Annotated in this window: 34 protein-coding genes and 2 pseudogenes; 20 read left to right on the plus strand and 16 right to left on the minus strand. The window is 45.6% G+C overall.

Going from position 1 to position 21891, the window contains the following annotated elements; genetic code table 11:
- Positions 1–172 precede the first annotated feature (172 nt).
- Together C2747_RS01420 and C2747_RS01425 are read left to right on the plus strand one after the other, a co-directional pair.
- Positions 173–673, plus strand: a complete 501-nt coding sequence (locus C2747_RS01420; protein WP_215331940.1) for an Xre family toxin-antitoxin system antitoxin — start codon at positions 173–175, stop codon at positions 671–673.
- Positions 670–1143, plus strand: a complete 474-nt coding sequence (locus tag C2747_RS01425; protein ID WP_215331941.1) for an RES family NAD+ phosphorylase — start codon at positions 670–672, stop codon at positions 1141–1143. The genes C2747_RS01420 and C2747_RS01425 overlap by 4 nt, the downstream gene beginning before the upstream one ends.
- Before the next feature lie 11 nt (positions 1144–1154).
- On the opposite strand, the gene tolB is transcribed toward C2747_RS01425, so the two are convergent.
- The 4 genes from tolB to tolQ are packed head-to-tail and all read right to left on the minus strand — an operon-like array spanning position 1155 to position 4379.
- Positions 1155–2462: a Tol-Pal system beta propeller repeat protein TolB gene (gene tolB / locus C2747_RS01430; RefSeq protein WP_251374785.1), complete on the minus strand. Its 1308-nt coding sequence runs from the start codon at positions 2460–2462 to the stop codon at positions 1155–1157.
- A 3-nt stretch (positions 2463–2465) separates the two neighbouring features.
- The gene (tolA, locus tag C2747_RS01435; RefSeq protein WP_215331942.1) at positions 2466–3281 is read right to left on the minus strand and encodes a cell envelope integrity protein TolA; all 816 of its coding nucleotides are present in this window, start codon (positions 3279–3281) and stop codon (positions 2466–2468) included.
- A 19-nt stretch (positions 3282–3300) separates the two neighbouring features.
- On the minus strand, positions 3301–3720 hold the full coding sequence (locus C2747_RS01440; RefSeq protein WP_215331943.1) for an ExbD/TolR family protein: 420 nt from the start codon (positions 3718–3720) through the stop codon (positions 3301–3303).
- A 2-nt stretch (positions 3721–3722) separates the two neighbouring features.
- Complete coding sequence (tolQ, locus tag C2747_RS01445) at positions 3723–4379, minus strand: protein TolQ (protein WP_215331944.1); 657 nt, start codon at positions 4377–4379, stop codon at positions 3723–3725.
- A 76-nt stretch (positions 4380–4455) separates the two neighbouring features.
- Between tolQ and glyA the strand changes: the two genes are divergently transcribed.
- On the plus strand, positions 4456–5700 hold the full coding sequence (glyA, locus tag C2747_RS01450; protein WP_215331945.1) for a serine hydroxymethyltransferase: 1245 nt from the start codon (positions 4456–4458) through the stop codon (positions 5698–5700).
- A gap of 11 nt (positions 5701–5711) precedes the next feature.
- Entirely contained in the window at positions 5712–6158 is a 447-nt protein-coding gene (gene nrdR, locus C2747_RS01455) for a transcriptional regulator NrdR (RefSeq protein WP_215331946.1), read from the plus strand.
- Between the two features lie 100 nt (positions 6159–6258).
- Here the strand turns inward: nrdR and C2747_RS01460 are convergent, their stop codons facing one another.
- The 8 genes and pseudogenes from C2747_RS01460 to C2747_RS01495 all read right to left on the minus strand — a co-directional run bounded on the left by C2747_RS01460 (position 6259) and on the right by C2747_RS01495 (position 11005).
- Complete coding sequence (locus C2747_RS01460; protein WP_251374786.1) at positions 6259–6486, minus strand: helix-turn-helix domain-containing protein; 228 nt, start codon at positions 6484–6486, stop codon at positions 6259–6261.
- 79 nt (positions 6487–6565) lie between these two features.
- A pseudogene (locus tag C2747_RS10610) lies at positions 6566–6951 on the minus strand (type II toxin-antitoxin system RelE/ParE family toxin).
- A gap of 101 nt (positions 6952–7052) precedes the next feature.
- Positions 7053–7718, minus strand: coding sequence for an adenylate kinase (gene adk / locus C2747_RS01470; RefSeq protein ID WP_215331948.1), 666 nt, complete (start codon positions 7716–7718; stop codon positions 7053–7055).
- 104 nt (positions 7719–7822) lie between these two features.
- On the minus strand, positions 7823–8572 hold the full coding sequence (kdsB, locus tag C2747_RS01475) for a 3-deoxy-manno-octulosonate cytidylyltransferase (RefSeq protein ID WP_215333024.1): 750 nt from the start codon (positions 8570–8572) through the stop codon (positions 7823–7825).
- Between the two features lie 31 nt (positions 8573–8603).
- On the minus strand, positions 8604–8783 hold the full coding sequence (locus C2747_RS01480; protein WP_215331949.1) for a Trm112 family protein: 180 nt from the start codon (positions 8781–8783) through the stop codon (positions 8604–8606).
- Positions 8784–8802: 19 nt separating this feature from the next.
- Positions 8803–9894, minus strand: a complete 1092-nt coding sequence (gene lpxK / locus C2747_RS01485; protein WP_215331950.1) for a tetraacyldisaccharide 4'-kinase — start codon at positions 9892–9894, stop codon at positions 8803–8805.
- A gap of 41 nt (positions 9895–9935) precedes the next feature.
- Complete coding sequence (locus tag C2747_RS01490; RefSeq protein ID WP_215331951.1) at positions 9936–10382, minus strand: ExbD/TolR family protein; 447 nt, start codon at positions 10380–10382, stop codon at positions 9936–9938.
- The gene (locus C2747_RS01495) at positions 10379–11005 is read right to left on the minus strand and encodes a MotA/TolQ/ExbB proton channel family protein (RefSeq protein ID WP_215331952.1); all 627 of its coding nucleotides are present in this window, start codon (positions 11003–11005) and stop codon (positions 10379–10381) included. The genes C2747_RS01490 and C2747_RS01495 overlap by 4 nt, the downstream gene beginning before the upstream one ends.
- A gap of 314 nt (positions 11006–11319) precedes the next feature.
- On the opposite strand from C2747_RS01495, the gene xseA reads away from it, so the two are divergent.
- The 3 genes and pseudogenes from xseA to C2747_RS01510 all read left to right on the plus strand — a co-directional run bounded on the left by xseA (position 11320) and on the right by C2747_RS01510 (position 13211).
- Positions 11320–12534 (plus strand): exodeoxyribonuclease VII large subunit, encoded by a 1215-nt coding sequence (gene xseA / locus C2747_RS01500; protein WP_215331953.1) that lies wholly within the window; start codon positions 11320–11322, stop codon positions 12532–12534.
- A 56-nt stretch (positions 12535–12590) separates the two neighbouring features.
- Positions 12591–12869: pseudogene (locus C2747_RS01505) on the plus strand (type II toxin-antitoxin system RelE/ParE family toxin).
- 24 nt (positions 12870–12893) lie between these two features.
- Positions 12894–13211, plus strand: coding sequence for a HigA family addiction module antitoxin (locus C2747_RS01510; protein ID WP_215331954.1), 318 nt, complete (start codon positions 12894–12896; stop codon positions 13209–13211).
- A gap of 262 nt (positions 13212–13473) precedes the next feature.
- Here C2747_RS01510 and C2747_RS01515 read toward each other — a convergent pair whose 3' ends face one another.
- Together C2747_RS01515 and murB are read right to left on the minus strand one after the other, a co-directional pair.
- A complete protein-coding gene (locus C2747_RS01515) occupies positions 13474–13851 on the minus strand; it encodes a type II toxin-antitoxin system HicB family antitoxin (protein WP_215331955.1) in 378 nt (125 codons plus the stop codon).
- On the minus strand, positions 13832–14872 hold the full coding sequence (murB, locus tag C2747_RS01520) for a UDP-N-acetylmuramate dehydrogenase (RefSeq protein WP_215331956.1): 1041 nt from the start codon (positions 14870–14872) through the stop codon (positions 13832–13834). The genes C2747_RS01515 and murB overlap by 20 nt, the downstream gene beginning before the upstream one ends.
- A gap of 117 nt (positions 14873–14989) precedes the next feature.
- Between murB and C2747_RS01525 the strand changes: the two genes are divergently transcribed.
- From C2747_RS01525 to C2747_RS01545, 5 genes are read left to right on the plus strand one after another with little or no spacing between them, the layout of a single operon-like run.
- Positions 14990–15475 (plus strand): YajQ family cyclic di-GMP-binding protein, encoded by a 486-nt coding sequence (locus C2747_RS01525; protein WP_215331957.1) that lies wholly within the window; start codon positions 14990–14992, stop codon positions 15473–15475.
- A gap of 8 nt (positions 15476–15483) precedes the next feature.
- Positions 15484–15663: a CopG family antitoxin gene (locus C2747_RS10615; RefSeq protein ID WP_215331958.1), complete on the plus strand. Its 180-nt coding sequence runs from the start codon at positions 15484–15486 to the stop codon at positions 15661–15663.
- A complete protein-coding gene (gene xerD, locus C2747_RS01535; RefSeq protein ID WP_215331959.1) occupies positions 15635–16564 on the plus strand; it encodes a site-specific tyrosine recombinase XerD in 930 nt (309 codons plus the stop codon). Before C2747_RS10615 ends, xerD begins: the two co-directional genes overlap by 29 nt.
- Before the next feature lie 39 nt (positions 16565–16603).
- Positions 16604–16858: a type II toxin-antitoxin system HicA family toxin gene (locus tag C2747_RS01540; protein WP_215331960.1), complete on the plus strand. Its 255-nt coding sequence runs from the start codon at positions 16604–16606 to the stop codon at positions 16856–16858.
- The gene (locus C2747_RS01545; protein ID WP_215331961.1) at positions 16855–17181 is read left to right on the plus strand and encodes a type II toxin-antitoxin system HicB family antitoxin; all 327 of its coding nucleotides are present in this window, start codon (positions 16855–16857) and stop codon (positions 17179–17181) included. Before C2747_RS01540 ends, C2747_RS01545 begins: the two co-directional genes overlap by 4 nt.
- 13 nt (positions 17182–17194) lie before the next feature.
- Here the strand turns inward: C2747_RS01545 and vapB are convergent, their stop codons facing one another.
- Positions 17195–17416: a type II toxin-antitoxin system VapB family antitoxin gene (gene vapB, locus C2747_RS01550; protein ID WP_251374787.1), complete on the minus strand. Its 222-nt coding sequence runs from the start codon at positions 17414–17416 to the stop codon at positions 17195–17197.
- 93 nt (positions 17417–17509) lie between these two features.
- Between vapB and plsY the strand changes: the two genes are divergently transcribed.
- From plsY to C2747_RS01590, 8 genes are all read left to right on the plus strand, one after another.
- Positions 17510–18145, plus strand: a complete 636-nt coding sequence (plsY, locus tag C2747_RS01555; protein WP_215331962.1) for a glycerol-3-phosphate 1-O-acyltransferase PlsY — start codon at positions 17510–17512, stop codon at positions 18143–18145.
- Positions 18142–18513: an MAPEG family protein gene (locus tag C2747_RS01560; RefSeq protein WP_215331963.1), complete on the plus strand. Its 372-nt coding sequence runs from the start codon at positions 18142–18144 to the stop codon at positions 18511–18513. The genes plsY and C2747_RS01560 overlap by 4 nt, the downstream gene beginning before the upstream one ends.
- A gap of 81 nt (positions 18514–18594) precedes the next feature.
- A complete protein-coding gene (locus C2747_RS01565; protein ID WP_215331964.1) occupies positions 18595–18846 on the plus strand; it encodes an antitoxin in 252 nt (83 codons plus the stop codon).
- A 1-nt stretch (position 18847) separates the two neighbouring features.
- Positions 18848–19255: a type II toxin-antitoxin system VapC family toxin gene (locus tag C2747_RS01570; RefSeq protein ID WP_215331965.1), complete on the plus strand. Its 408-nt coding sequence runs from the start codon at positions 18848–18850 to the stop codon at positions 19253–19255.
- Between the two features lie 51 nt (positions 19256–19306).
- Positions 19307–20122, plus strand: a complete 816-nt coding sequence (gene folE / locus C2747_RS01575) for a GTP cyclohydrolase I (protein WP_215331966.1) — start codon at positions 19307–19309, stop codon at positions 20120–20122.
- A 14-nt stretch (positions 20123–20136) separates the two neighbouring features.
- Positions 20137–20370, plus strand: a complete 234-nt coding sequence (locus C2747_RS01580; RefSeq protein WP_251374788.1) for a hypothetical protein — start codon at positions 20137–20139, stop codon at positions 20368–20370.
- Between the two features lie 147 nt (positions 20371–20517).
- Positions 20518–20826 carry a high-potential iron-sulfur protein gene (locus C2747_RS01585; protein ID WP_215331967.1) on the plus strand — a complete coding sequence of 103 codons (309 nt, stop codon included), beginning with the start codon at positions 20518–20520 and terminating at the stop codon, positions 20824–20826.
- A gap of 120 nt (positions 20827–20946) precedes the next feature.
- Entirely contained in the window at positions 20947–21486 is a 540-nt protein-coding gene (locus tag C2747_RS01590) for an HPP family protein (RefSeq protein ID WP_215331968.1), read from the plus strand.
- A 44-nt stretch (positions 21487–21530) separates the two neighbouring features.
- Here the strand turns inward: C2747_RS01590 and C2747_RS01595 are convergent, their stop codons facing one another.
- On the minus strand, positions 21531–21860 hold the full coding sequence (locus C2747_RS01595) for a hypothetical protein (RefSeq protein WP_215331969.1): 330 nt from the start codon (positions 21858–21860) through the stop codon (positions 21531–21533).
- Positions 21861–21891 lie beyond the last annotated feature (31 nt).

A 21891-nucleotide genomic window follows, 5' to 3' on the forward strand; every position in this document is an offset into this window, starting at 1 on the left:
TCTGTCCTTTTTCCTACAAATTAAGTAACTAAATTAGCTAATAGCCAATATTATGCCCCTAAGATTGCTCTATTTGAATAGAAATTGCGTTGGGTAGTAGCCTAAATCGGGTGTGGATACTTTTATTTTTACTCAAATGAGTTAAAATAAAGCCTCATACGAGGATTTTAATATGCCCAGCGTAATCCCGAAAAAAGCTGCCACGAAAGTACTTCTTAAATCCCCGCCGGTAATAACCCAGCTGGACTTATCTTTTGCCACCATTTACAAAGTTGAGCCGATCGATCGCATTAAGTTGATCCGTGACGGAGTTCCTGCTAGATATATCAATGTTATTTCTGACTCCATGGGAATTACAAAGGAAACCTTATTTAAGTTCTTGAATTTACCGAAGTCGACCATTGATAAGAAATCCGTCGCAAACCAAATGCTACCGATTGAGCAAGGCGAGCGTTTAATCGGTATGGCGAAACTTGTAGGGCAGGTAGAGTCAATGATTACGGAGTCGGGAAATCCAGATGGATTTGACGCTGCTAAGTGGGTCGCAAGCTGGCTTGAAAAACCTTCCCCAGCATTGGGTGGCGAGAAGCCATCAGCCTACTTAGATACAGTTTCTGGTCAAGAGATGATTTCTGATCTCCTTGCCAAAATTCAAACTGGAGCATATGCATGAGCGTCCAGGCAGTTTGGAGAATTGCGCTTGATGCCCCCCTATTTAAGGCGGATGATCTTAGTGGGGAAGGTGCAAAAAAATCTGGTGGAAGATGGAATAAAAAAGGGACATCCGTTCTATATACCTCGGAGTCCATCGCACTTGCTTGTCTGGAAACTATGGTGCACATCAATGCGCAAGGACTTCCCCTGACCCGCTATCTGGTGCGAATTGATATCCCAGTAAGGGTATGGAATTTAGCTAAGAGGCTAAATGCCAAAACAGCTGGTACTGGTTGGGATGCATTGCCAGCGGGAACTGCCAGTATTGAGAAGGGTCAGAAATGGCTTCAGTCGAATACAAGTGCTTTGTTGTTGGTGCCTTCAGTTGTTATTCCTCAAGCAAGCAATGTATTAATTAACCCTATGCATCCAGACATCAAGCTGATTAAAGCTAAGAAAATTGAACAATTTTCTTATGACCCAAGTTGAGTGGGTCAGCCTTAATCCATAAATGGTCCCCACGATGGCTGACGTACGTCAGATCCTGGAATGCTTAATATCTGCTTAGAGTTTCCGTCTACTGATACCGCAGCCAAGACCCGTTTGCCACCCACCTTTGTGGAATACAAGACATAACGACCATTTGCGGCAAACGATGGAGACTCATCACTGGTTCCGTCGGTGAGCGCTTGGGCATCGCCTGTTGCTAGATTCAGAATATGCAAACGGAAAGCCCCGCCAATGTTGGCGATATAGGCTAAATACTTGCCATCCGGGGAAATGCGCGGTGAGGTCACAAAACCTTGCTTATAAGTAGTGCGTTTTGTACCTTCGGCCTGCTCGCCCTCAGAGCTCATGCGATAAATCTGTGGATTGCCACCACGATCGCTCGTGAAGTAGATGAAGCGACCATCAGCTGAATATTGAGGTTCAGTGTCAATGGTGTATCCACGAGTAAGGCGCTGCAAGCCGGTTCCATCCGCATTAATACTGTAGATCTGGGTGTTGCCATCTTTTGAAAGGGAGATCGCTAGCTTTTTGCCGTCGGGTGACCAGGCTGGCGCACTGTTATTTCCTTTTTGATTTGAGAGGGCAATGCGGCGACCAGTAGCGAGTTCGTGAACATAGATGACTGGCTTGCGATCTTCAAAAGAAACATAGGCCACTTTCTTGCCATCAGGGGACCATGATGGAGAGATGATTGGCTCACCACTACTCATAGCATTACGAATATTTTGACCATCCGCATCGGAGATGACTAAGCGGTAGCGTTTACCTTCTTTAATTACATAAGAAAGTCGTGTAGAAAAGATGCCGCGCTCACCTAGTAATTTCAAGATGATGTCGTCAGCAATTTTGTGACCAACAGCACGCAAATTATCTGTACTGGAATTGAGATTGAGGCCGCCTAAGCTTTGGGACTTGCGCACATCAAATAATTTGTAACGAATCTCAAACTGACCTGCGCTCGACTGCACTATAGAGCCCACCACTAAGGCATCTGCACCGCGTGCCGCCCAAGACTTGTAGTTTGGTGTCCCCTCATCACTCTCGCTCGCATTACCGTTCTCGGTATTTTTAAAATAACCACTACGTGCTAAGTCTTGGCGAATAATGTCAGTCACACTAGTTGGCAGCTTGTTCTCGTCTTTAAAACGCATCACTGCGATGGGATAGAGAGACTGTCCTACGCCAGTGATTTCAATATTCATTTGCGCTAGCGCTGAAGAGCTCATGCCAGTCATCGATAGCATCACTACCAATACTGACACTACTAATGAAAAATTCTTTTTAGCAAATTGCAACATGCTTTAGTCCTTGGGTTTAAAGGTCAGCTTAACTTCTCTTTGAGGAATTTTGCCATTGTCGTCTTTTGGCAGACTTTCTGCGCGAGTCAGTGCAAGAAGAACTGCGCGATCCCAGCCGGCATTACCGCTAGAAGTGACGAGATCTGTATTTAAGATTGCGCCATCTGGCGCCAGGTTTACTTTAACAACTGCTGCAGGATTGCCGCTAATGGATTCTGGGTTAAACACGATGAGCGGTTTGACTTTCTTCACCACTTTATCTGTCCAGCCAGGAGGCGCATTGCCACCACCGCCAACACCGCTACCACTGGTGCCACCACTACCGCCTTCAGCACCAGCCGCTGCGCGTAAGCGTGCCAGCTGATCTGCGCGCACCTTTTCTGCCGCAGCATTAGCTTTGGTTTCTGTAGGTGTAGCAGCTTTTGGTGCTTCAGCCTTTTTAGGTTTCTCTTTTTCCTTCTCCTTGGGTGGAGTTGGCTTAGTTGGAGTAACTGGTTTAGGGGTCTCTTTTACTTCTTTCTTGGGGGGCTCTTTCTCAACCTGCTTTTTCTTGATCGCGATGTCAGCCGCTTCTTCCTTTATCTCGGTTTTGATTTCAGGAACGACAGGCGCTTCGACTTGTTGGCTTGCATCCCAAAGTTCAACTTCAACGCCTGAAGGAGTTGAGTTGTTCCAGCTAATGCCGATGACTAAGAAGGCCAATAGACCTACGTGCACAGCCAGAGAAAAACTAAAAGCACGTTTTGTGCTTTCGTTTTTAGTGGGGCGGCCTCGTTTAAAGTTTAACGGGCTTGAGCGAAAAGTTTGCGCGCTATTCATGTATGCAATGCAAAGAGGCTTATTGACTTTTCACGGCAAGGCCGATACGTTTCACGCCATTTTCTTTGAGCTTGGACATCACTTCCATTACCACTTCATACTTAATGGATTTGTCAGCAGCAAGCACAACAGGTTGCTCAGCAGACTTTTCTGCTTGTGAGCGCGCAAATGCACCAAGTTCAAATTTATTTAATGTTTGAACGGGATCACCATCTTTACGAACGATGACATTTTCATTGGCATCGATGGTTAAAAAGACGGGCGGCAAAGATTGCACTTTTGCACCACCTACGGTTGGCAAATTGACGACGCCAGGATTGACCATCGGAGCGGTCACCATAAAGATCACGAGCAGCACCAACATCACATCAATGTAAGGAACCACATTGATGTCGGCCATTGCCCGACGTTTGGAAGATTTTCTGAGTGAGCCGGCCATGCTCATCTGCCTGAAGCTTGACGTTGCAAGATGTTGGTAAATTCTTCGATGAAGGTTTCAAAACGAATCGCTAGGCGATCCACATCTGTGGCTGCGCGGTTGTAGGCAACTACGGCAGGAATAGCGGCAAACAGGCCAATAGCAGTAGCCACTAGCGCTTCAGCAATGCCTGGGGCAACTGCCGCTAAGGTTGCGTTTTGTACGTTAGCTAGACCGCGGAAGGCATGCATGATGCCCCAAACAGTGCCAAAGAGGCCGATATAAGGTGAGACTGAGCCTACAGACGCCAAGAAGGGTAGGTTGGCTTCCAGTATGTCCATTTCGCGCTGGTAGGTGGCTTTCATGGCGCGGCGGGCAGCATCTATCTCTCGCCCCTTATTAAACTCCTGCATACCAGCCTCAAAGATATGCTCCAAGACGGCATCGCTTCGGGTATTACGCTGAGCGGCATCCAAAAGGGTATTGAGATCACCACCCGACCAAAAGTCCCGCTCAAAGCGCTCGGTATCGCGCCTTACCCCTCTTAGGGTGGCAGTTTTCTTAAAAATGATGGTCCAAGAGGCTATAGACATGCCCAGTAATAACAACATTACTAACTGGACTAATAGGCTGGCATTAAGGACGAGAGAGAGAAATGAGAGGTCTTGAGTAGGTGTCATGGTGGATTTTGTATGATGTAGGTTGATTTTACTAAGTTAATTCACTCAGCAATACAACTTCATCAGGATTATGACCATGTTCGACCGCCAAAATACCTTAGCCAAAACCGACCCAGAATTGTGGGCATCGATTCAGAATGAAAATAAGCGTCAAGAAGACCATATTGAGCTGATTGCTTCTGAGAACTATGCCTCACCAGCGGTGATGCAGGCACAGGGCTCCCAGTTAACTAATAAGTACGCTGAAGGCTACCCAGGTAAGCGTTATTACGGCGGTTGTGAGTTTGTCGACGTGGCTGAGCAGTTGGCGATTGATCGAGTAAAGGCTTTATACGGTGCTGAGGCGGCGAACGTGCAGCCCCATTGCGGCGCATCTGCAAACCAAGCAGTATTTTTGGCTTTCCTAAAACCTGGCGATACCTTCATGGGAATGAGTTTGGCTGAAGGTGGCCACTTGACCCACGGCATGGCTTTGAATATGAGTGGTAAGTGGTTCAATCCGATTTCCTATGGTCTTGATAAAAACGAAGCGATCGATTACGAACAAATGGAGCGTTTAGCTCGTGAGCACAAGCCTAAATTAATTATTGCTGGCGCATCTGCTTACTCTCTCGTGATCGATTGGGAGCGCATTGGTAAGTTAGCAAAAGAAGTCGGCGCCATTTTTATGGTCGACATGGCGCATTATTCTGGTTTGATAGCTGCTGGCGTGTATCCAAACCCAGTGCCTCATGCGGATATTGTTACCTCCACAACACACAAGAGTTTGCGTGGCCCTCGCGGCGGTATCATCTTAATGAAAGCTGAGCACGAGAAAGCAATTAACTCTGCAGTATTCCCTGGTCTACAAGGTGGTCCATTGATGCATGTGATCGCAGCTAAGGCGACAGCGTTTAAAGAAGCGCAAGAGCCTGGCTTTATCGAGTATCAAAAACAAGTGATTGCAAATGCAAAAGCTTTGGCAGAGACATTAATTGCTCGTGGCCTGCGGATTGTTTCTGGTGGCACAGATTCTCATGTGATGTTGGTGGATTTGCGCGCCAAGAAGATGACTGGTAAAGAAGCTGAGCGTGTACTGGGCGAGGCGCACATTACTTGCAATAAGAACGGCATTCCGAATGATCCAGAAAAGCCAATGGTGACGAGTGGTATTCGTTTGGGCTCACCAGCAATGACCACGCGCGGCTTTAAAGAAGCAGAGGCGCGTCAAGTTGGTAATTTCATTGCAGACGTTTTGGATAACCCAAACGATGCTGACAACATTGCTAAGGTTCGTGCGCAAGTTGCTGAGTTGACTAAGCGCTTCCCAGTCTACGGTTAAGCGAGTATCCATTGCGCTGCCCCTTTTGCCATAACGACGATACCCAGGTACTAGATACTCGGGTATCGGACGAAGGCGACACCATTCGCCGTCGCCGCCGTTGTGCCAAATGCGATAAACGATTTACGACTTACGAGCGTGTAGAACTGGCCTTGCCGGCTATCGTTAAAAAGAATGGCAGCCGTGTTGATTACAGTCATGACAAGCTAGCTAGCTCAATTAAGCTGGCATTACGCAAACGACCCGTCTCATCCGATTCTGTAGATGAAGCGATTGCTCGTATTGAAGAGAAGTTACTGAGCCTTGGTGAAAAAGAAATTCCGAGTGAGCGCGTTGGTGAACTTGTAATGCGTGAACTCAAGCGTCTGGATAAAGTGGCTTACATCCGCTTTGCCTCTGTCTACAGAAGCTTTGCAGATATTGAATCTTTTGAGAGTGCGCTCAAAGAGCTGAAATAGGCTTTCGATAGCCCCATTCTGCTGCGATTTTTCAAATTATAAGAATCTTATGCAAGGTTATGCTTCTTACATAACCTTGCATAAGATTCTTATATTTCGATTACAAAATAACTTCCAGACCCTTTCTTTCGATTAACGATAAAAGTTTTAAAGAGGTCCCGCTTGGCTTTTTATCTCCAGCCTCCCACTTTTGGATTGTTGATAGGCTGGTATTAATTGCTAACGCAAAAACAGCCTGACTCAAATGAGTCTTGCTGCGAAGTTGTTTGATTCGCTTAGCAGTCATTGGTTTAACCTCTAGATGCCGCAAAGCCTCAAATTCATCCATACTTCTCTTAGTAATGACGCCGGCTTTATGAAGGCCCCTTACGGTGTCTGTCATCTCCTCAATAATTCGACTTTTCGTTTTATTTAGCATTGTTTATTAACTCCTTTAGTTCTCCTACGAGAATTACCTCTTCGATATCTTCATCAGTCAGACATAAAAGTCTACTTGCTGCTCCTTGTAGATGAACTAATTCATCATCATTAATGTTATCTTTCTCATTCTTGGCAAAGCCAAAAAGAAAAAACCATTTTCTAGAAAACTTTCCCGCCACTAATGTTCTGGCCCCAGCACTTTTACCCATGCCTGCCAAAGCAATTCTTTTTTATAAACATTCCCACCAAGATCTGCATCAATGAGGCCGGCCTCCATTTCAGTAATTGCGAAAAGTAGATCCTGATCTTTTAGGCTAGTTTTTCTCATCCACTTGGCAAAAATTTTTGTCTTGAAGGCACTTTTTTTGGTCATAAAAAACTATACCACTAAGTACGTTATTTAAATAATACCCCTTTTTCCGACAAAGAAAAAGGGGCTGCAAAAGCAGCCCCTTTAATCGGTGATGGTGTTGATTATTTCAATTGTGCAAAGATGGAAGCGGTAATGTCATCAACGTTACCAGTGCCACTGACCTTGCGATAGGCCGGAGCCTTTACCTTGTCAGCTGCATTACTTTGCGTTGCCCAAGTAGAGTAGTACTCCACTAGCGGACGAGTCTGGTCGTTATAAACCTGCAAGCGCTTGCGAACCGTTTCTTCTTTATCGTCATCGCGCTGAATCAAGGCTTCACCAGTCACATCGTCTTTACCTTCGACTTTCGGCGGGTTGAATGTCACGTGATAAGTGCGACCGGAGGCTGGGTGAACACGACGACCGCTCATGCGATCAATGATGGCATCAAATGGAACGTCAATTTCGAGAACGTAATCGATTGGCACGCCAGCATCTTTCATGGCTTGTGCTTGGGGGATCGTTCTTGGGAAACCGTCAAACAAATAGCCCTTACTACAATCGGGTTGAGTTAAGCGATCTTTGACTAAGCCGATGATGATGTCGTCGGAAACAAGGCCGCCGGCATCCATAATTTTTTTAGCGGCAATGCCAAGTTCAGTTCCAGCTTTAACGGCAGCGCGCAACATGTCGCCTGTCGAGATTTGTGGAATCGCAAATTTTTCGCAAATGAACTGAGCTTGTGTTCCCTTGCCAGCACCTGGTGCACCGAGCAGAATTAAGCGCATTGTTTTCCCCTTAGAAGACACTTATTGTCCCGTATTTTTTCGGGATACTTTGTTATCAATTCCTAGGATTATCCCCGAGAACCCCCGAATAACCAGATTCTGGGTTAGCCGGCCAATATGCGGCGTACCCGCTCGAGGTCTTCGGCTGTATCAACCCCTGCTGGTGGGGCTTCGCTAGCTGTGTGGACGGCAATACGATAGCCATTCCAGAGGGCGCGGAGCTGTTCTAGAGCTTCTGCTTGCTCCGGTGGTGCCGGCTCAAGACGGGTGTAGGCCTGCAGAAAATCAGCTCGATAGGCGTAGATGCCCAAATGACGTAAACGAGTGATTGCTTGCTCAGAGTCCGGATCTCGCACAAACGGAATGGTGGATCTAGAGAAGTAGAGCGCCTCATTAGAGCGGTTGAGGACTACTTTGACTACATTGGGGTTATTAATTTCTGTGGCGTCAGTAATGGGTACCGCCACAGTTGAAATCGCACACGCGGTATTGTCGGCCAAAGTTTGAGCAACCTGATTGATCAACTCTGGAGGAATCAGTGGTTCATCGCCTTGCACATTCACAATCAAAGTATCTGCTGGAAGTTTCAACAGTTGAGCTACTTCTGCAATACGGTCTGTGCCAGTAGGGTGATCTGCACTAGTTAATAAACATTCAATCCGATGTTCATCACACGCAGCCTGAATTTCTGGCGAGTCTGTAGCAACTACAACGCTTTGGGCATTGGATTGCTGCGCACGCTCAGCCACACGAATCACCATGGGCTTACCGCCAATGTCAGCAAGTGGCTTACGAGGCAAGCGAGTAGAGCCAAGCCTTGCAGGGATAACAACTAAGAACTCTGGAGTGTTAATGCTCATGCGTTTGATTGTGCACAATCAGTTCTTAATGGGTTTCATCAGCAGAAAGACTGCGGGCTTCATCGACGAGCATGACAGGAATGTCATTTCGAATGGGGTAAGCCAAGCGATCCGCTTTGCAGATGAGCTCGTGTTTTTCTGCATCCAAATGCAAAGTACTTTTGCACAAAGGGCAGACCAAAATCTCTAATAAGCGCTTATCCATATTTGATCTTTGCTATCTTTTATAAAGTGTATTGATTTGGATCAGGTCTTTGCAAAATGGATTGCAACCAATCTGACAATGTATTGGGAATCTCTAAACTCATCGGAACCACCCAAATGCGTTCATCCTGTATTGAGGTGCATTTTACGGCATCCTTTTCGGTAATGAGAATGCACTCTGCATTGATGGCAGAGAAAAATTCTGGGGTGTAGCTAGCATGATCAGCCAAACCAATGCATTTGCCTGCTATGCCGTGTCTGAGTAAGTCATCAAAAAAGCGCTGTGGATTACCAATTGCGGCAATAGCAGCAATTTTGTTTGGAAGGTACTTATCGGCAATAGTCGCTAGTGACTGCGTGTTGCTTGGATTATTCAGTTGATAGGGCGTACCTAGTTGACTACCCAATGTGAAAGCACGTCGCCCTAAAAAATATTCATCAATGTGATTGGAGGGTGCGGTTGCCCCAGTCATTAAAGTGGCGTCGCGCTCGCGGGATGCAGGCTCACGTAAAGGACCGGCAGGTAGCAAGAAGCCATTACCTTCGCCACGTTGATCACGCACTACAAATTCAATATCACGACCGCCTTCTCTTGCAGGCCAGCGCAGCAGACTTCGATGCTGCAAGCCATCATCGCTGATGATGACGTTCACCGAGGGATCCTGTTTCAACAGAGACTGAATGCTGAGGGTTCGTTTGGGATGAACCCAAATCGGAAACTGATTGTCTGTGCGCTTGGCAATTAAGACTGGTTCATCGCCAACTTCTGCAGGATTGGAATCACTGTGTACTTGGCGGGGTGCGCTTAATGTAGATGCACCATAACCTCTACTAATAATTCCGGGTTTCCAGCCCATGCGTGCGATTCGCTCTGCTAATGCAATGACAATGGGCGTTTTACCGGTGCCGCCTACGCGGATGTTGCCAACAATAATGATGGGTACAACTTGTGGTTTGCGTCTACCTAAATTCAACTCGTTTAACAGATCTAAGGCTTGGTTTATCCAACCGTACACTTTGGACAAAGGCCAAAGCACAAGACTGGTTGGCCCGCGTCTTTCCCAAAACCGGGGAGCCTGATTAAAGAAAGAAGATTTTTTTGGCAATGACATTAAAGGCGATTTGCTGAGCTCAATGTTTCTGGTGTATTTGATTATTTTTTAGTAGTTTGACTGCTAAATACGATATTGGATAGGTTGGCATCACGCGCTGCCTCTAAAGCGCTCATGACTGCCTGATGAGGGGCTTTAGCATCGGCATCGATGTTGACTTGGATGGCGTTGTCTTTGTTGATTGTATTCAGGCTATTGCTCAGTTGGCTGCGGTCAGTTACCTTGCCGTTAATGGCAAAGCGCCCATCACGACTTACTGCAATATGAATTTGTTTCACCTCCGACTGGCTTGCTGCGCCATTGGCAGTAGGCAAGGTGATGGCTAACTCTTGGTAGCGGGTAAAGGTGGTGGAGATCATCAGAAAGATCAGCACTACTAACAGCACATCAATAAAAGGAATGAGATTGATCTCAGGCTCTACCGAAGATGGCTGCATCCCTAATGAAAATTGACCTCGACGCTGAAGCTTATTTTCTAACCAACTCATTTGGTATCTGCAGAATGTGGATAGAGTTTTTTAAACAATTGACGAGTAAATTCTTCGCACTCATGTTGGCGTTGATTTGCCATTGCACGCAGACCGCGCCATGCAGCTAAAGCAGGAATAGCAATCAGCAAGCCAAATGCGGTGTTGTATAGGGCAATAGAGATGCCATGCGCTAGCTGCTGGGGGCTGCCGACGCCCTGGCTACCAAAGATTTCAATCATGCCGACAACGGTCCCGAAGAGTCCTAATAGGGGCGCAACAGTCGCTATGGTGGCCAAGACGCCAAGATAACGCTCTAGCTTTAACCAAGTGGATTGAGCGCTGGCTTGTAATTCTTCTAGGGCAGAGTCTGCGGAGCTGCCAGAGGCTTTTTCCCGAAGGATGCAGGCAAAGAGGCTACCTACAGGGGAAAGTTGGCTAATGGCACTGATTTCAGGCTCTGAGACTGTTTTTTGCTGGGAAATAGCATTGGCTAAGCCAAATACCGTCTCCAGACTATCTTTCGGAAATAGGTGAATTTGGCGCAAATACCAGGCGCGCTCAATGACAATAGCCAGCCCGATAATGGAGATGAGAAGAAGGGGCCATATAGGCCAGCCAGCAGACAGTAAGATTGAGTACATAAGCTCAGTACTTTAGCTGAATTAAAAACCCGTTTTCACAAAGGCATCCTGTGGATAACTCTGTGCAAAACTTTTTAGAAAATGTGTTGTAAGTCCTTGATTGATGGTGATGGCTCCCTATTCCTTAGGATTCAGTCTAAGATAGAGATTAACAATTCATGATATAAATCAATAGGATAGAGATAATCTGTTGGTTTTATGAGACGTTTTGGGTCAGTAATTACTCACTTCTAGACACTAGACCAAGAGCGAATAAGCTTCTGTGGATATTTATTGGCCGCAACACCTGATACTTGCGTAGAAAAAGAGAAAAAATGTCGGAAATATCAAGAGAAATCCTCAGTGTTGGCGATCTAAACCGCGCCATTGCAAGCTCTTTAGAGGAGCGCTTTGATACCGTCTGGGTTAGCGGTGAGATTTCCAATTTCAAGGCCTATGACAGTGGGCATTGGTACTTTTCCCTTAAGGATGAGGAAGGGCAGATCCGTTGCGTGATGTTCCGGGGTCGCAATGGACAAGTCGGATTTATGCCTCAATCAGGGGATTTGGTAGAAGTTGCTGCCAATCTCGGTTTTTATGTTCCGCGTGGGGACATTCAGCTAACGGTACAAAGCATGCGACGTGCTGGCATGGGCGGTCTTTATGAAGCCTTTTTAAAGCTCAAGGCTAAGCTCGCCAAAGAAGGCTTATTTGATCTTGAGAATAAGCGCCCCATTCCAACCCATCCGAGATCGATCGGCATCATTACTTCGCCGCAGGCGGCAGCTCTAAAAGATGTTTTAAGCACGCTTGCAAGAAGAGCGCCGCATATACCGATTGTGATTTACCCAACCCTGGTCCAAGGACCAGATGCACCAGCTGGAATTATTTCTGCACTGAAGGCTGCCGAAAAAGAAAATGCAGTCGATGTGATTTTGTTGGTTAGGGGTGGCGGCAGCATTGAAGATCTCTGGGCATTTAATGATGAGAAGTTGGCTTACGCAATTGCGCAGTCTCCCATTCCAATAGTCAGTGGCGTTGGTCATGAAACCGATGTCACGATTGCTGACTTTGTTGCTGACTTACGTGCACCCACTCCTACAGGCGCGGCAGAATTGGCAGCGCCACGACGCGATCAAATGCTTCAAGAGTTAGACGCCATCATGCAAGCGTTGCTGCAAAGAGTGAGTCAGCGAGTAGAGCGTGAAGCGCAAACCTTAGATCAATTAGCCTTACGTCTCAGTCATACCTTGCCTAATCCCGATCGGATGCGTGAGCAAATTAGTGGTTGGCAAAAACGACTCAATCAAGCTTGGTTAGTCAGGGTTGAGAATTGGAAGCGAGATCAAAGCCACTTCCAATCTCAACTTGAAATGCTCAACCCGCAAAGAACTCTAGAGCGCGGTTATGCAGTCATCTTGAGTAAGGAAGAACAAGCAATGCATGCGGTGCGTAGCCCCAACGAGCTCAATACCCAAAGCGTATTTGAGGTGCGACTGGCAGAGGGGCGGGTAGAGGTGGAGTTTTCAAAAATTAGTCAGGCCAATTAAAAGCCTTAATGTGTTTGCGTGTATGTATAGCTATGCTATACAATATACAATGAGGGATGATTAAATCTTTTAGGCATAAAGGTTTGGAGTTGTTTTTTCAAACCGGAAAAAAGACTGGGATACAGTCTTCCCATTCAAATAAATTGAGTAGACAGTTGGCTAGATTGGATGAGGCCACATGTTGGGAGGATGTCAATATTCCTGGGTAGAGGCTACACCTACTCTCAGGAAAACTAAATAATCATTACTCATTAGCCGTGAGTGGCAATTGGAGAATTACTTTTAAATTTGATGATAAAGATGTCATATTGCTTGATTATCAGGATTACCATTAAGTGACAAGTTTAGGAATACAAAACATGAGAAAAATGCATAATCCACCTTACCCTGGCTTGATCATCAAAGAGGATATTCTCCCTGCATTGGGTATGAGCGTAACTGAGGCTGCAGACCAGTTGGGCATTACACGCGTTGCACTTTCCCGTGTAATTAATGGGAAGGCTGCTATTTCACCGAACATGGCCTTACGCATTGAGAAATGGCTGGGGATTAAAAACGGTGGTAGCGCAGATATTTGGCTAAGTCAGCAGGCGACATACGATTTATGGAAAGCGAGAAAGTTGGGTGTGCCAAAGGTAAAGTCAGTTGGCGTTGTTCTTGATCTTGTTCTGACCTAATCCGATTTCATTGGAAAGCTATGGGTGACTTGCGTCGGGAACTTCAGAGTGCACTAGATCATAAGCTCGAATGTAGTCACATGTAAGTTCAAAAAAATCAAGAAGCGGGTGTGTCTCTGATAATCCAATGATCTCACTTAGCGTGTCTGCGATATGAACCATATCCCAATATTGTTTTTCAGAATATATGGTGTGAGGTTTTAGTTGCGCGTCCATACTAATTTTTTGAAATTATTTAAAGGAATTTTTGATCGTGGTTAGGCTAAGCAAATCTTGAGTCCAATCCTTCTGATACCTTGTCCGTCATTATTTGATAGAGGCGTAGCCGTGCCAATTCAAGCGGGGGTAGAGAAATTATTTTTTGCCCGCGCTTTACCCTACTCGGCTTAGGTAATGCTTTGCCCGCATCGACATAAAGGGACAGCCCAGTAACAAGGGCATCAACCGCATTTTCGAGCGCCTCTTTTTCATTGGCTCCAAACGTAATTGCTTCTGGCACATCCCTAAATGTGACTAAGATATTGGAGCCGTCTTTTGTAAGTTTTGCAGGGTATTGGGGCATCACGTTATCGTACAGCCAGTAATTAAGCTGGACATAAACGTGGTTATTCGATATTTTTCTAAAAAATATTTGGCTCAATCTCGAGTTCCACTCCGAATTTCCCCAGCACTGCTTCCTGAATACTTTTTGCTAGATTGAGGATATCAGTTGATGTCCCGCTGCCATGATTTACGAGTACTAGTGCTTGGTTTTCATAGACACCAACAGGGCCAACACGTTTGCCTTTAAAGCCGCATTGGTCAATCAGCCATCCGGCTGCCAATTTTCGTTTGCCATTGTCATCTGGATAAGAAACCAGATTCGGAAATTGCTTGCTCAGTTGCTCGCATTGTTCAGTGTTAACAATTGGGTTTTGGAAGAAACTCCCAGCATTGCCTATGACCTTGGGGTCTGGCAATTTCTTAGATCTGATGGCGCATACGGCATCAAAAATTTGCTTTGCACTTGGGTTCAAGTTTGACTCAGAAAATTGCTTTGCTAGATCGGCGTACTGTAATCGCGCCTGCCAAGCCTTGGGGATTTTAAAAACAACCTTTGTCACGATCAATCGGTTTGGATTTTGCTTGAAGTAGCTATCGCGATAGGAAAACTGGCAGGCCTCTTGCGGGAGAGTGACAAAGGCATGAGCCGCAGAATCAAATGCCTCGATGCTGTCGATGTATTCCCCGATCTCAACACCGTATGCCCCAATGTTCTGAATGGGCGCGGCGCCGACAGTTCCTGGAATCAGTGCGAGGTTCTCAAATCCCGGGATATTGTGCTCTAGTGTCCAAGCAACTAATTCGTGCCAGTTAACACCGGCGCCCACCTCAAGCCATGAGTTGGCGTCATCCGATTTAACAAGATCTTGACCGAGAATATTAATAAGTAGGGTCGCTCCAGGCAAAGACTCTGGAAGAATCACATTGCTTCCGCCGCCTAATGTACGCCAGGCCAGTTTTTTATCCCCAAGCTCTTTCATGAGGGCTGGTAACTGATCCGCGGATGTGATCTCGTATGCCAATTCCGCAGTGGAGTCTAGGCCAAAGCTATTCCGGTGCTTGAGCCCTAGATTGGGAGTCAATTTTGCTTGATTGGGCGCATTTTTCGCGGAGTTCATGCCACAATCTTATTCGTGTTCGAGTTTCTGTTCGTAATTTATGAAAAAACTTGAAAAGTAACAATGCAATGATTGAATTTGCAGAATTCATTACCCAGATTAATTAAGGAGTTTGAGATGCCCTCATTTGACGTAGTGTGTGAGCCTGACATGATTGAGTTGAAAAACGCAATCGAGCAATCCAATAAAGAGATTACCAATCGTTTTGACTTCAAAGGCTCCGATAGCCGAGTAGAGCAAAAGGACGAGACTTTGATCTTGTTTGGTGATGACGACTTTAAATTGGGTCAAGTTCGTGACGTGCTTTATAGCAAGATGGCTAAACGCAATGTCGATGTGCGTTATCTCAAAGACGACAAAAAAGAGACGATTGGTAGTGATAAGCGCAAGCAAACCATGAAGATCCAAAAAGGCATTACTTCAGAGTTGGCTAAAAAAGTAGTGCGCATCATCAAAGACAGCAAGATCAAAGTGCAGGCGAGTATTCAGGGGGATGCAGTGCGTGTAACGGGTACTAAGCGCGATGACTTGCAAGAAACGATGGCTATGCTTAAGAAAGGAGTCAGCGAGGCTCCATTAGGCTTTAATAACTTCCGTGACTAATTGACTGTATGACCACAAAATCGCCCAGAAAAGCCAAGGCTATTCCCGTCTTTTGTAGGGAAAGCGAGGAACGTGCTCTTTGGAAGACGCAAGATGCTTCTAAATACTTTGATTTTTCTAGGGCGATTCAACCCTCCCTTGTTAATTTAAAACCTAGCAATGGTCGGCACTCGAAACCAGCACCCTGATATTCCTCTATTGAGTGCCGAAGCCATCGAGCGCTTCTGTGATGCTTGTTGGTTGGAGGATGGCTTGGCAAAAAACAGTTTGTCCGCCTACCGCCGAGACCTATTGCTCTTGGCGCAGTGGCTTCAAAAAGACTCCGGCACTGATCTCTACGGGGTTGCTGAAAAAGATCTCACTGCATACATTGCGCATCGACGCGCAGATAAAGCAACCACTGCTAATCGTCGGTTGACGGTATTTAAGCGCTTTTATCGTCATGCTCTGCGTATGAACTTAGTTAAAAGTGATCCTTGCATTGGTTTACGTGCTGCAAAACAAGCACTGCGTTTCCCTAAGACCTTAAGTGAAGATCAGGTTATCGCCTTGCTGAATGCCCCCGATGTGGAGACTTCGCTAGGATTGCGTGATCGCACCATGTTGGAATTAATGTATGCCAGCGGCTTGCGTGTCTCAGAAATCGTTTCCTTAAAGACAGTTGCTCTAGGATTAAATGAAGGTGTTATCCGGGTGGTGAATGGTAAGGGCGGTAAAGAACGACTAGTTCCATTTGGTGGTGAGGCAGGGCAGTGGTTGCGCCGATACTTGGCTGAGGCCAGAACGCCATTGCTAGAAGGTAAAACTTCGGATGCGGTATTTGTGGGGCGTCATACCGGAACTGGCTTAACTCGTCAGGCTTTCTGGGCGCTGATCAAGCGCTACGCCACTATTGCTAATATTCCTGTTGCCTTATCTCCCCATACCTTACGCCATGCTTTTGCTACCCATTTACTGAACCATGGTGCAGATTTAAGGGTGGTACAGCTTCTGTTGGGTCATGCTGATATCTCTACTACACAGATCTATACCCATGTCGCTAGAGAGCGTCTGAAGTCGATTCATCACAAGCATCATCCGCGCGGTTGATGCTTGTGAATGATATCATTTTATGATATCATTAAGGTAATGAATAGCAAACACCAAAAAACTTTACAGGCAGTATTTGCAAAACCCACTTCTGCGACTATCGAGTGGAGAAAAATTGAATTATTGTTGATAGCAATTGGTAGTCAATGTGTTGAAGGTGAGGGGTCTAGAGTAAGTTTTCTAATGAATAACCACAGGCTGGATCTTCATAGACCGCACCCCGGCAAAGAGGCAAAGAGGTATCAAGTAAAAGATGTTCAAAGTTTTTTGGTCCTAATAGGAGTTAAGCCATGAACAAACCGCTAAGTTACAAAAATTATTCTGCCAACGTTGAGTTTGATGCCGATGACCGTATTTTTATCGGTCACTTGACGGGCATTACGGATATCGTCTCTTTTCATGGTGAGTCTGTTTCCGAGTTAATCAAAGCCTTCGAAGCAGCAGTGGATGGGTACATCACTATGTCTGAACTACATGGCGTCAAACCACAAAAACCCTACTCTGGAAAGTTGATGTTGCGTATTTCACCTGAAATACATGCCAAAGTAGCGAGAACTGCTGAGGCGTCAGGAAAAAGTATTAATGCCTGGGTCGCCGATATATTGCAGGCCGCGTAGTAGAGTCCTTGCATTATAGTTTTGGCTCCTCACGATCCTTCATAAAGTCATCGGATGCGGGTGATCCGTTTAGGAAAAAGTTATCCCAAGTATTTTCTAGCGGTGAAATGATTCGCTCATGACCGCGAATACAAAAAATGAATTTTTTTGCCTCATCCGGTAAATGGGCTTTAGAGGGCAATCTCACGGCCTGGGTGCGATCATCAGTAAAGACCGTCGTAATTACGATTGGCATAGCATCTCCTGATTTTTACAGCATTGGCAAACGGATTACCTTCAATTGTGGGTGATCAAAAGCCAGTTTTAAGGAAGTGGTTAAGATAGCACTATGAATTTAACTTTAGATCTATTGCTGATTCCGATTGCTTACCTGATTGGTTCCATCTCTTTTGCGGTAGTGGTGAGTAAGTGCATGCGTTTGCCTGACCCCCATTCTTATGGATCTGGCAATCCGGGCGCAACCAATGTTCTCAGAACAGGTAACAAGCTAGCAGCCGTGCTCACTTTGATTGGCGATGCCTTAAAGGGCTATCTTGCAGTCATGCTGGCGAGAGTATTGCTCGGCGATGAATCTTTAACATCAACACTCAGCTCTTGGTTGTTATGTGGTGTTGTGATTGCAGTGTTCTTGGGGCATCTGTTCCCGATCTTCCATAGCTTCAAAGGTGGTAAAGGTGTTGCTACTGCCTGCGGTATTTTGTTTGGGATTAATTGGATTTTGGGTTTAGCAACTCTAAGCACTTGGATCATTGTGGCGATGTTTATGCGCTACTCATCTTTAGCTGCTTTAGCAGCTGCAGTCTTTGGCCCAATCTATTTTGTATTTTTGTTTGGCTTTCAGCCGATGGGCATTGCGCTGCTGGTAGTTTGTCTTCTGTTGATCTGGCGTCATCGCAGCAATATTCACAATCTCATGAACGGTAAAGAAAGTCGAATTGGCTCCAAGAAAAAAGGACAGTCATGACGATTGCTTATTGGTGCGTTCTGTTTATGGGACTCTTTCCAATCGTGGCAGCGGGGATTGCCAAAAAAGGATTTGAGGGCTATGACAATGGCATGCCAAGACAATGGCTTGCTCAGCAGACAGGTTTTCGGGCGCGAGCCAATGCGGCGCAAGCCAACCTTTTTGAATCTCTTCCCCTCTTCTTTGCTGCGGTAATCATTGCATCTATAAGCAATGCACCACAAGCTAGGATTGATTTATTGGCAATCGGATTTGTACTGACGCGCATTGCCTATCTTATTTGCTATTTAGCTAATTGGCCAACTACTAGGTCAATCGTGTGGCTGATTGGATTAGCTTGTGTAGCGGCCATATTCTTCCAGATTTAGGGGTATTTCGGATTAGTTTGCCACCCCTTAAAATGTAATATATCATTGAGACATTACACTTTGATGTGCGAGGTAAGTTAAATGACTAGTATTGCTAAATTATTCATGAGTGGGCGGAGTCAAGCCATTCGCTTGCCTGCTAAGTTGCGCTTTCAAACAAGCCAAGTTCGCATTGAACAGGTTGGAAATGCTCTTTGGGTAACGCCCGATCAGCCGCAGGAACAAAATCTAGGGAAGTGGCTCACTTCTTTTTACGAACAAAACGAGCCCTTACCAAAAGACTTTTTGGAAAATCGAGAGGATCATCCAGCTCAAGAGCGGGATTGGACTTGATTTGATTAAGAGGCAAAAAACTTTTGACACCAATATCTGCAGTTATATTTTGCGTCGACATCCGCAGAATATGCTGGATCGTTTTGCGCAATTAGATCAACGTGATGTGTGGTTATCTGCAATCGTAGCAGCGGAGTTACGTTTTGGGGTGGCTAAGCTAGCATCTCCTCGATTTAGTGCTGCAGTAGAAGCATGGTTGGATAGTTTTGAAGTGCGTCCCTGGCCAGTAGAGGCAACGCATCACTATGCGCAAATACGGTCTGAGCTTGAAAAGATTGGTAGACCAATTGGCGGCATGGATCTCATGATTGCCGCTCACGCCATCTCTGAGCAAAGCACTTTGATAACTAACAATGCCAAAGAGTTTCATCGGGTTTCTAATCTTGCTGTTGAGGAGTGGACTCTTTGATAACGCTCTTGCATTTATTTTCTTATTCGTAGTACCCTTAAAAATATACCTATGCCCTTGAAAAAATCTACCCCAAAGTCTGTAAGCGCTAAAAAAGTTGCAGCGAAAAAAGGGAGTCCTAAGAATCCAGTAAAGCCACAGATACTTGCTGCTGAACACAAGAATAGCAAAGCAGCAGAAAAGAGTGATGCCGGCATCCCTCTCTCTGTAGTGATTCGTCGCCGTATTGAGGCCAAGAAGGCACGCTTTCATGCAAATGACAATATTGCTAAATTCATTCAGCCTGGAGAATTAGAGGGCTTAGTAGATGAAGTTGCTGAAAAGATGCAGGCTGTTTTAGAAAGCTTGGTGATTGATACTGAGAGTGATCACAATACTAAAAACACCAGCCAACGGGTGGCTAAGATGTTTGTGAAAGAAGTGTTTAATGGTCGTTATGTTGAGCAACCAACGCTCACTAAGTTTCCGAATGTCAGTCGCTTAAATGAGCTGATGATCATTGGCCCTATTACTGTTCGCAGTGCTTGCTCTCATCACCTCTGCCCAATCATGGGTCGTATTTGGATTGGGGTATTGCCAAGCAAAGAATCTGCTCTCATTGGTTTATCAAAGTACTCACGCTTAACTGAATGGGTCATGTGTCGTCCACAGATTCAGGAAGAGGCGGTAGTGGAGTTAGCCGATATGCTGGAGAAAAAAATCAAGCCTACTGGTGTTGCTGTTGTGATGGAGGCAGATCACTTCTGCATGCAATGGCGTGGTGTTAAAGATCGCGATTCTAAGATGGTGAACAGCGTGATGCGTGGCGCCTTCTTGAAAGACTCCAATTTGCGTAGAGAGTTTTTATCCCTCCTGGATAAAAGGTAGGTAAGCGCCACCGCATGACATTAACTAAACTAGGTAAGCATCTAACGAAAATCACCATGACTTTGCTGGTGGGATCTTTCTTGATGGGGTGTTCTTCATACCCCGACGTGAATACTGATCCAGCTAAAAACAATAAAGTCACGTTTCAGCGTGATGCCCTTGATTGCGCGCAATCCTATCCAGACTCAGGATCAGGTGTTCATGTAAAACAGCGTATTGCCTGCATGAATCTCAAGGGCTGGCATTAGAAATTCATAGTAAATTCAGTTTGAGAACAATTCTCAACAAAATAGTCATATAAAACAGATAGTTATAGTGCCTATAGTTGACTAATTTGATCTGCTCTATGATCTAATCATTGCAATTTTTGCTCTATTTCACTCTCTGGAGAACATATGAAAAATAGTCGTCGCCAATTTATGATCTTGTCCGCTGCTGGTGCTTGCACTTTGGCTTTGAACGGTCAAGTTCAAGCTCAAGCCATGGTTGCTGAAACGGATCCGCAAGCTTCTGCATTGGGTTACAAAGCTAACGCTACTACAGTAGATAAAGCAAAGTATCCTAAGTACGCTGCTGGTCAAGCGTGTACGAACTGTGCTTTATTCCAAGGCAAAGCTGATGCAGCAGCCGGTGGTTGCGCATTGTTTGCGGGTAAGCAAGTTGCTGGCAAAGGCTGGTGTTCTGCTTACGCTAAGAAGGCTTAATGCCCAATTCGTTGTGAGTGTGATTAAAAAAGCTGCTTCGGCAGCTTTTTTATTGGGCGCGCAGATTCAGTTTCATTGAACGCAGGTTTATGATGGTCTGGACATTTTGATAGAAAAAGCATGAGACCCCATTACAAGAATCTACTCAAGCACCACTCCTTTTACTTGGGCGGTGATCAGACGCAGGTGCCTTGGATTGAGAGAATTCGCTCCGTGATAGGGGCTTTTATTGGTCTAATGTTAGTACTCACTACTGCTAAGTACCTTCGTGAGCTTAGCGGCCTTGATGAATGGCTGATGGCTTCCTTGGGAGCAAGCGCTTTACTGGTTTTTGCCTTGCCGGGCAGTCCTATGGCTCAGCCCTGGGCTGTGATTGCTGGCAATACACTATCTGCCTTGGTCGGGATTGCCGTCATTCATCTAATCCATGAGCCCCTTTTGGCAATGCCGCTAGCTGCTAGCCTATCTATCTTGGGTATGTTTGTTTTGCGTTGCCTGCACCCACCCGCAGCAGCGGTTGCCCTGATTGTGGTCCTGGGGCATGTCATGCATTACCGATATGCCTTCTTCCCAGTCATGGTCGATTCAATATTGCTGGTGATGGCTGGGGCGGTTTACAGCAACTTAACTGGTAAACGCTACCCCAATAAACCCAATTAATCTATTAAAAACAATAACTTAAGATTAATTACGCTTAGTTGCTGCTATGGAAGCGATGCAGTCTTTGATACCGTAATTGTGATATTTGCCAGCATTTTCATTTTAAGGGATTGGGCGCACTCGATCACTGAGTTGCGAACATTGATTTTTGGGGTGTTTCCGGCCGACATATTGACTCCAGTAGTTTTAGTTATCAATCCAGCATGAGCAATGAGCATAGACTCTTTGATCCCAATGCTGGGTATTAGGCGTGATTTAAGGCCATCACTTTCCTTATTTGATTCTAATAAATTCCTGAAATCTGTGTAAACCCCAATAAAGCCAAAACGAGTAGATAAAACCTTTAAAATAATCAAGTACTTATAAAAATTCATACAAAATACATAAAGGTTTTACCCGCCCACA

The sequence above is a fragment of the Polynucleobacter corsicus genome, from assembly GCF_018688255.1.
Taxonomy (GTDB): Bacteria; Pseudomonadota; Gammaproteobacteria; order Burkholderiales; family Burkholderiaceae; genus Polynucleobacter; species Polynucleobacter corsicus.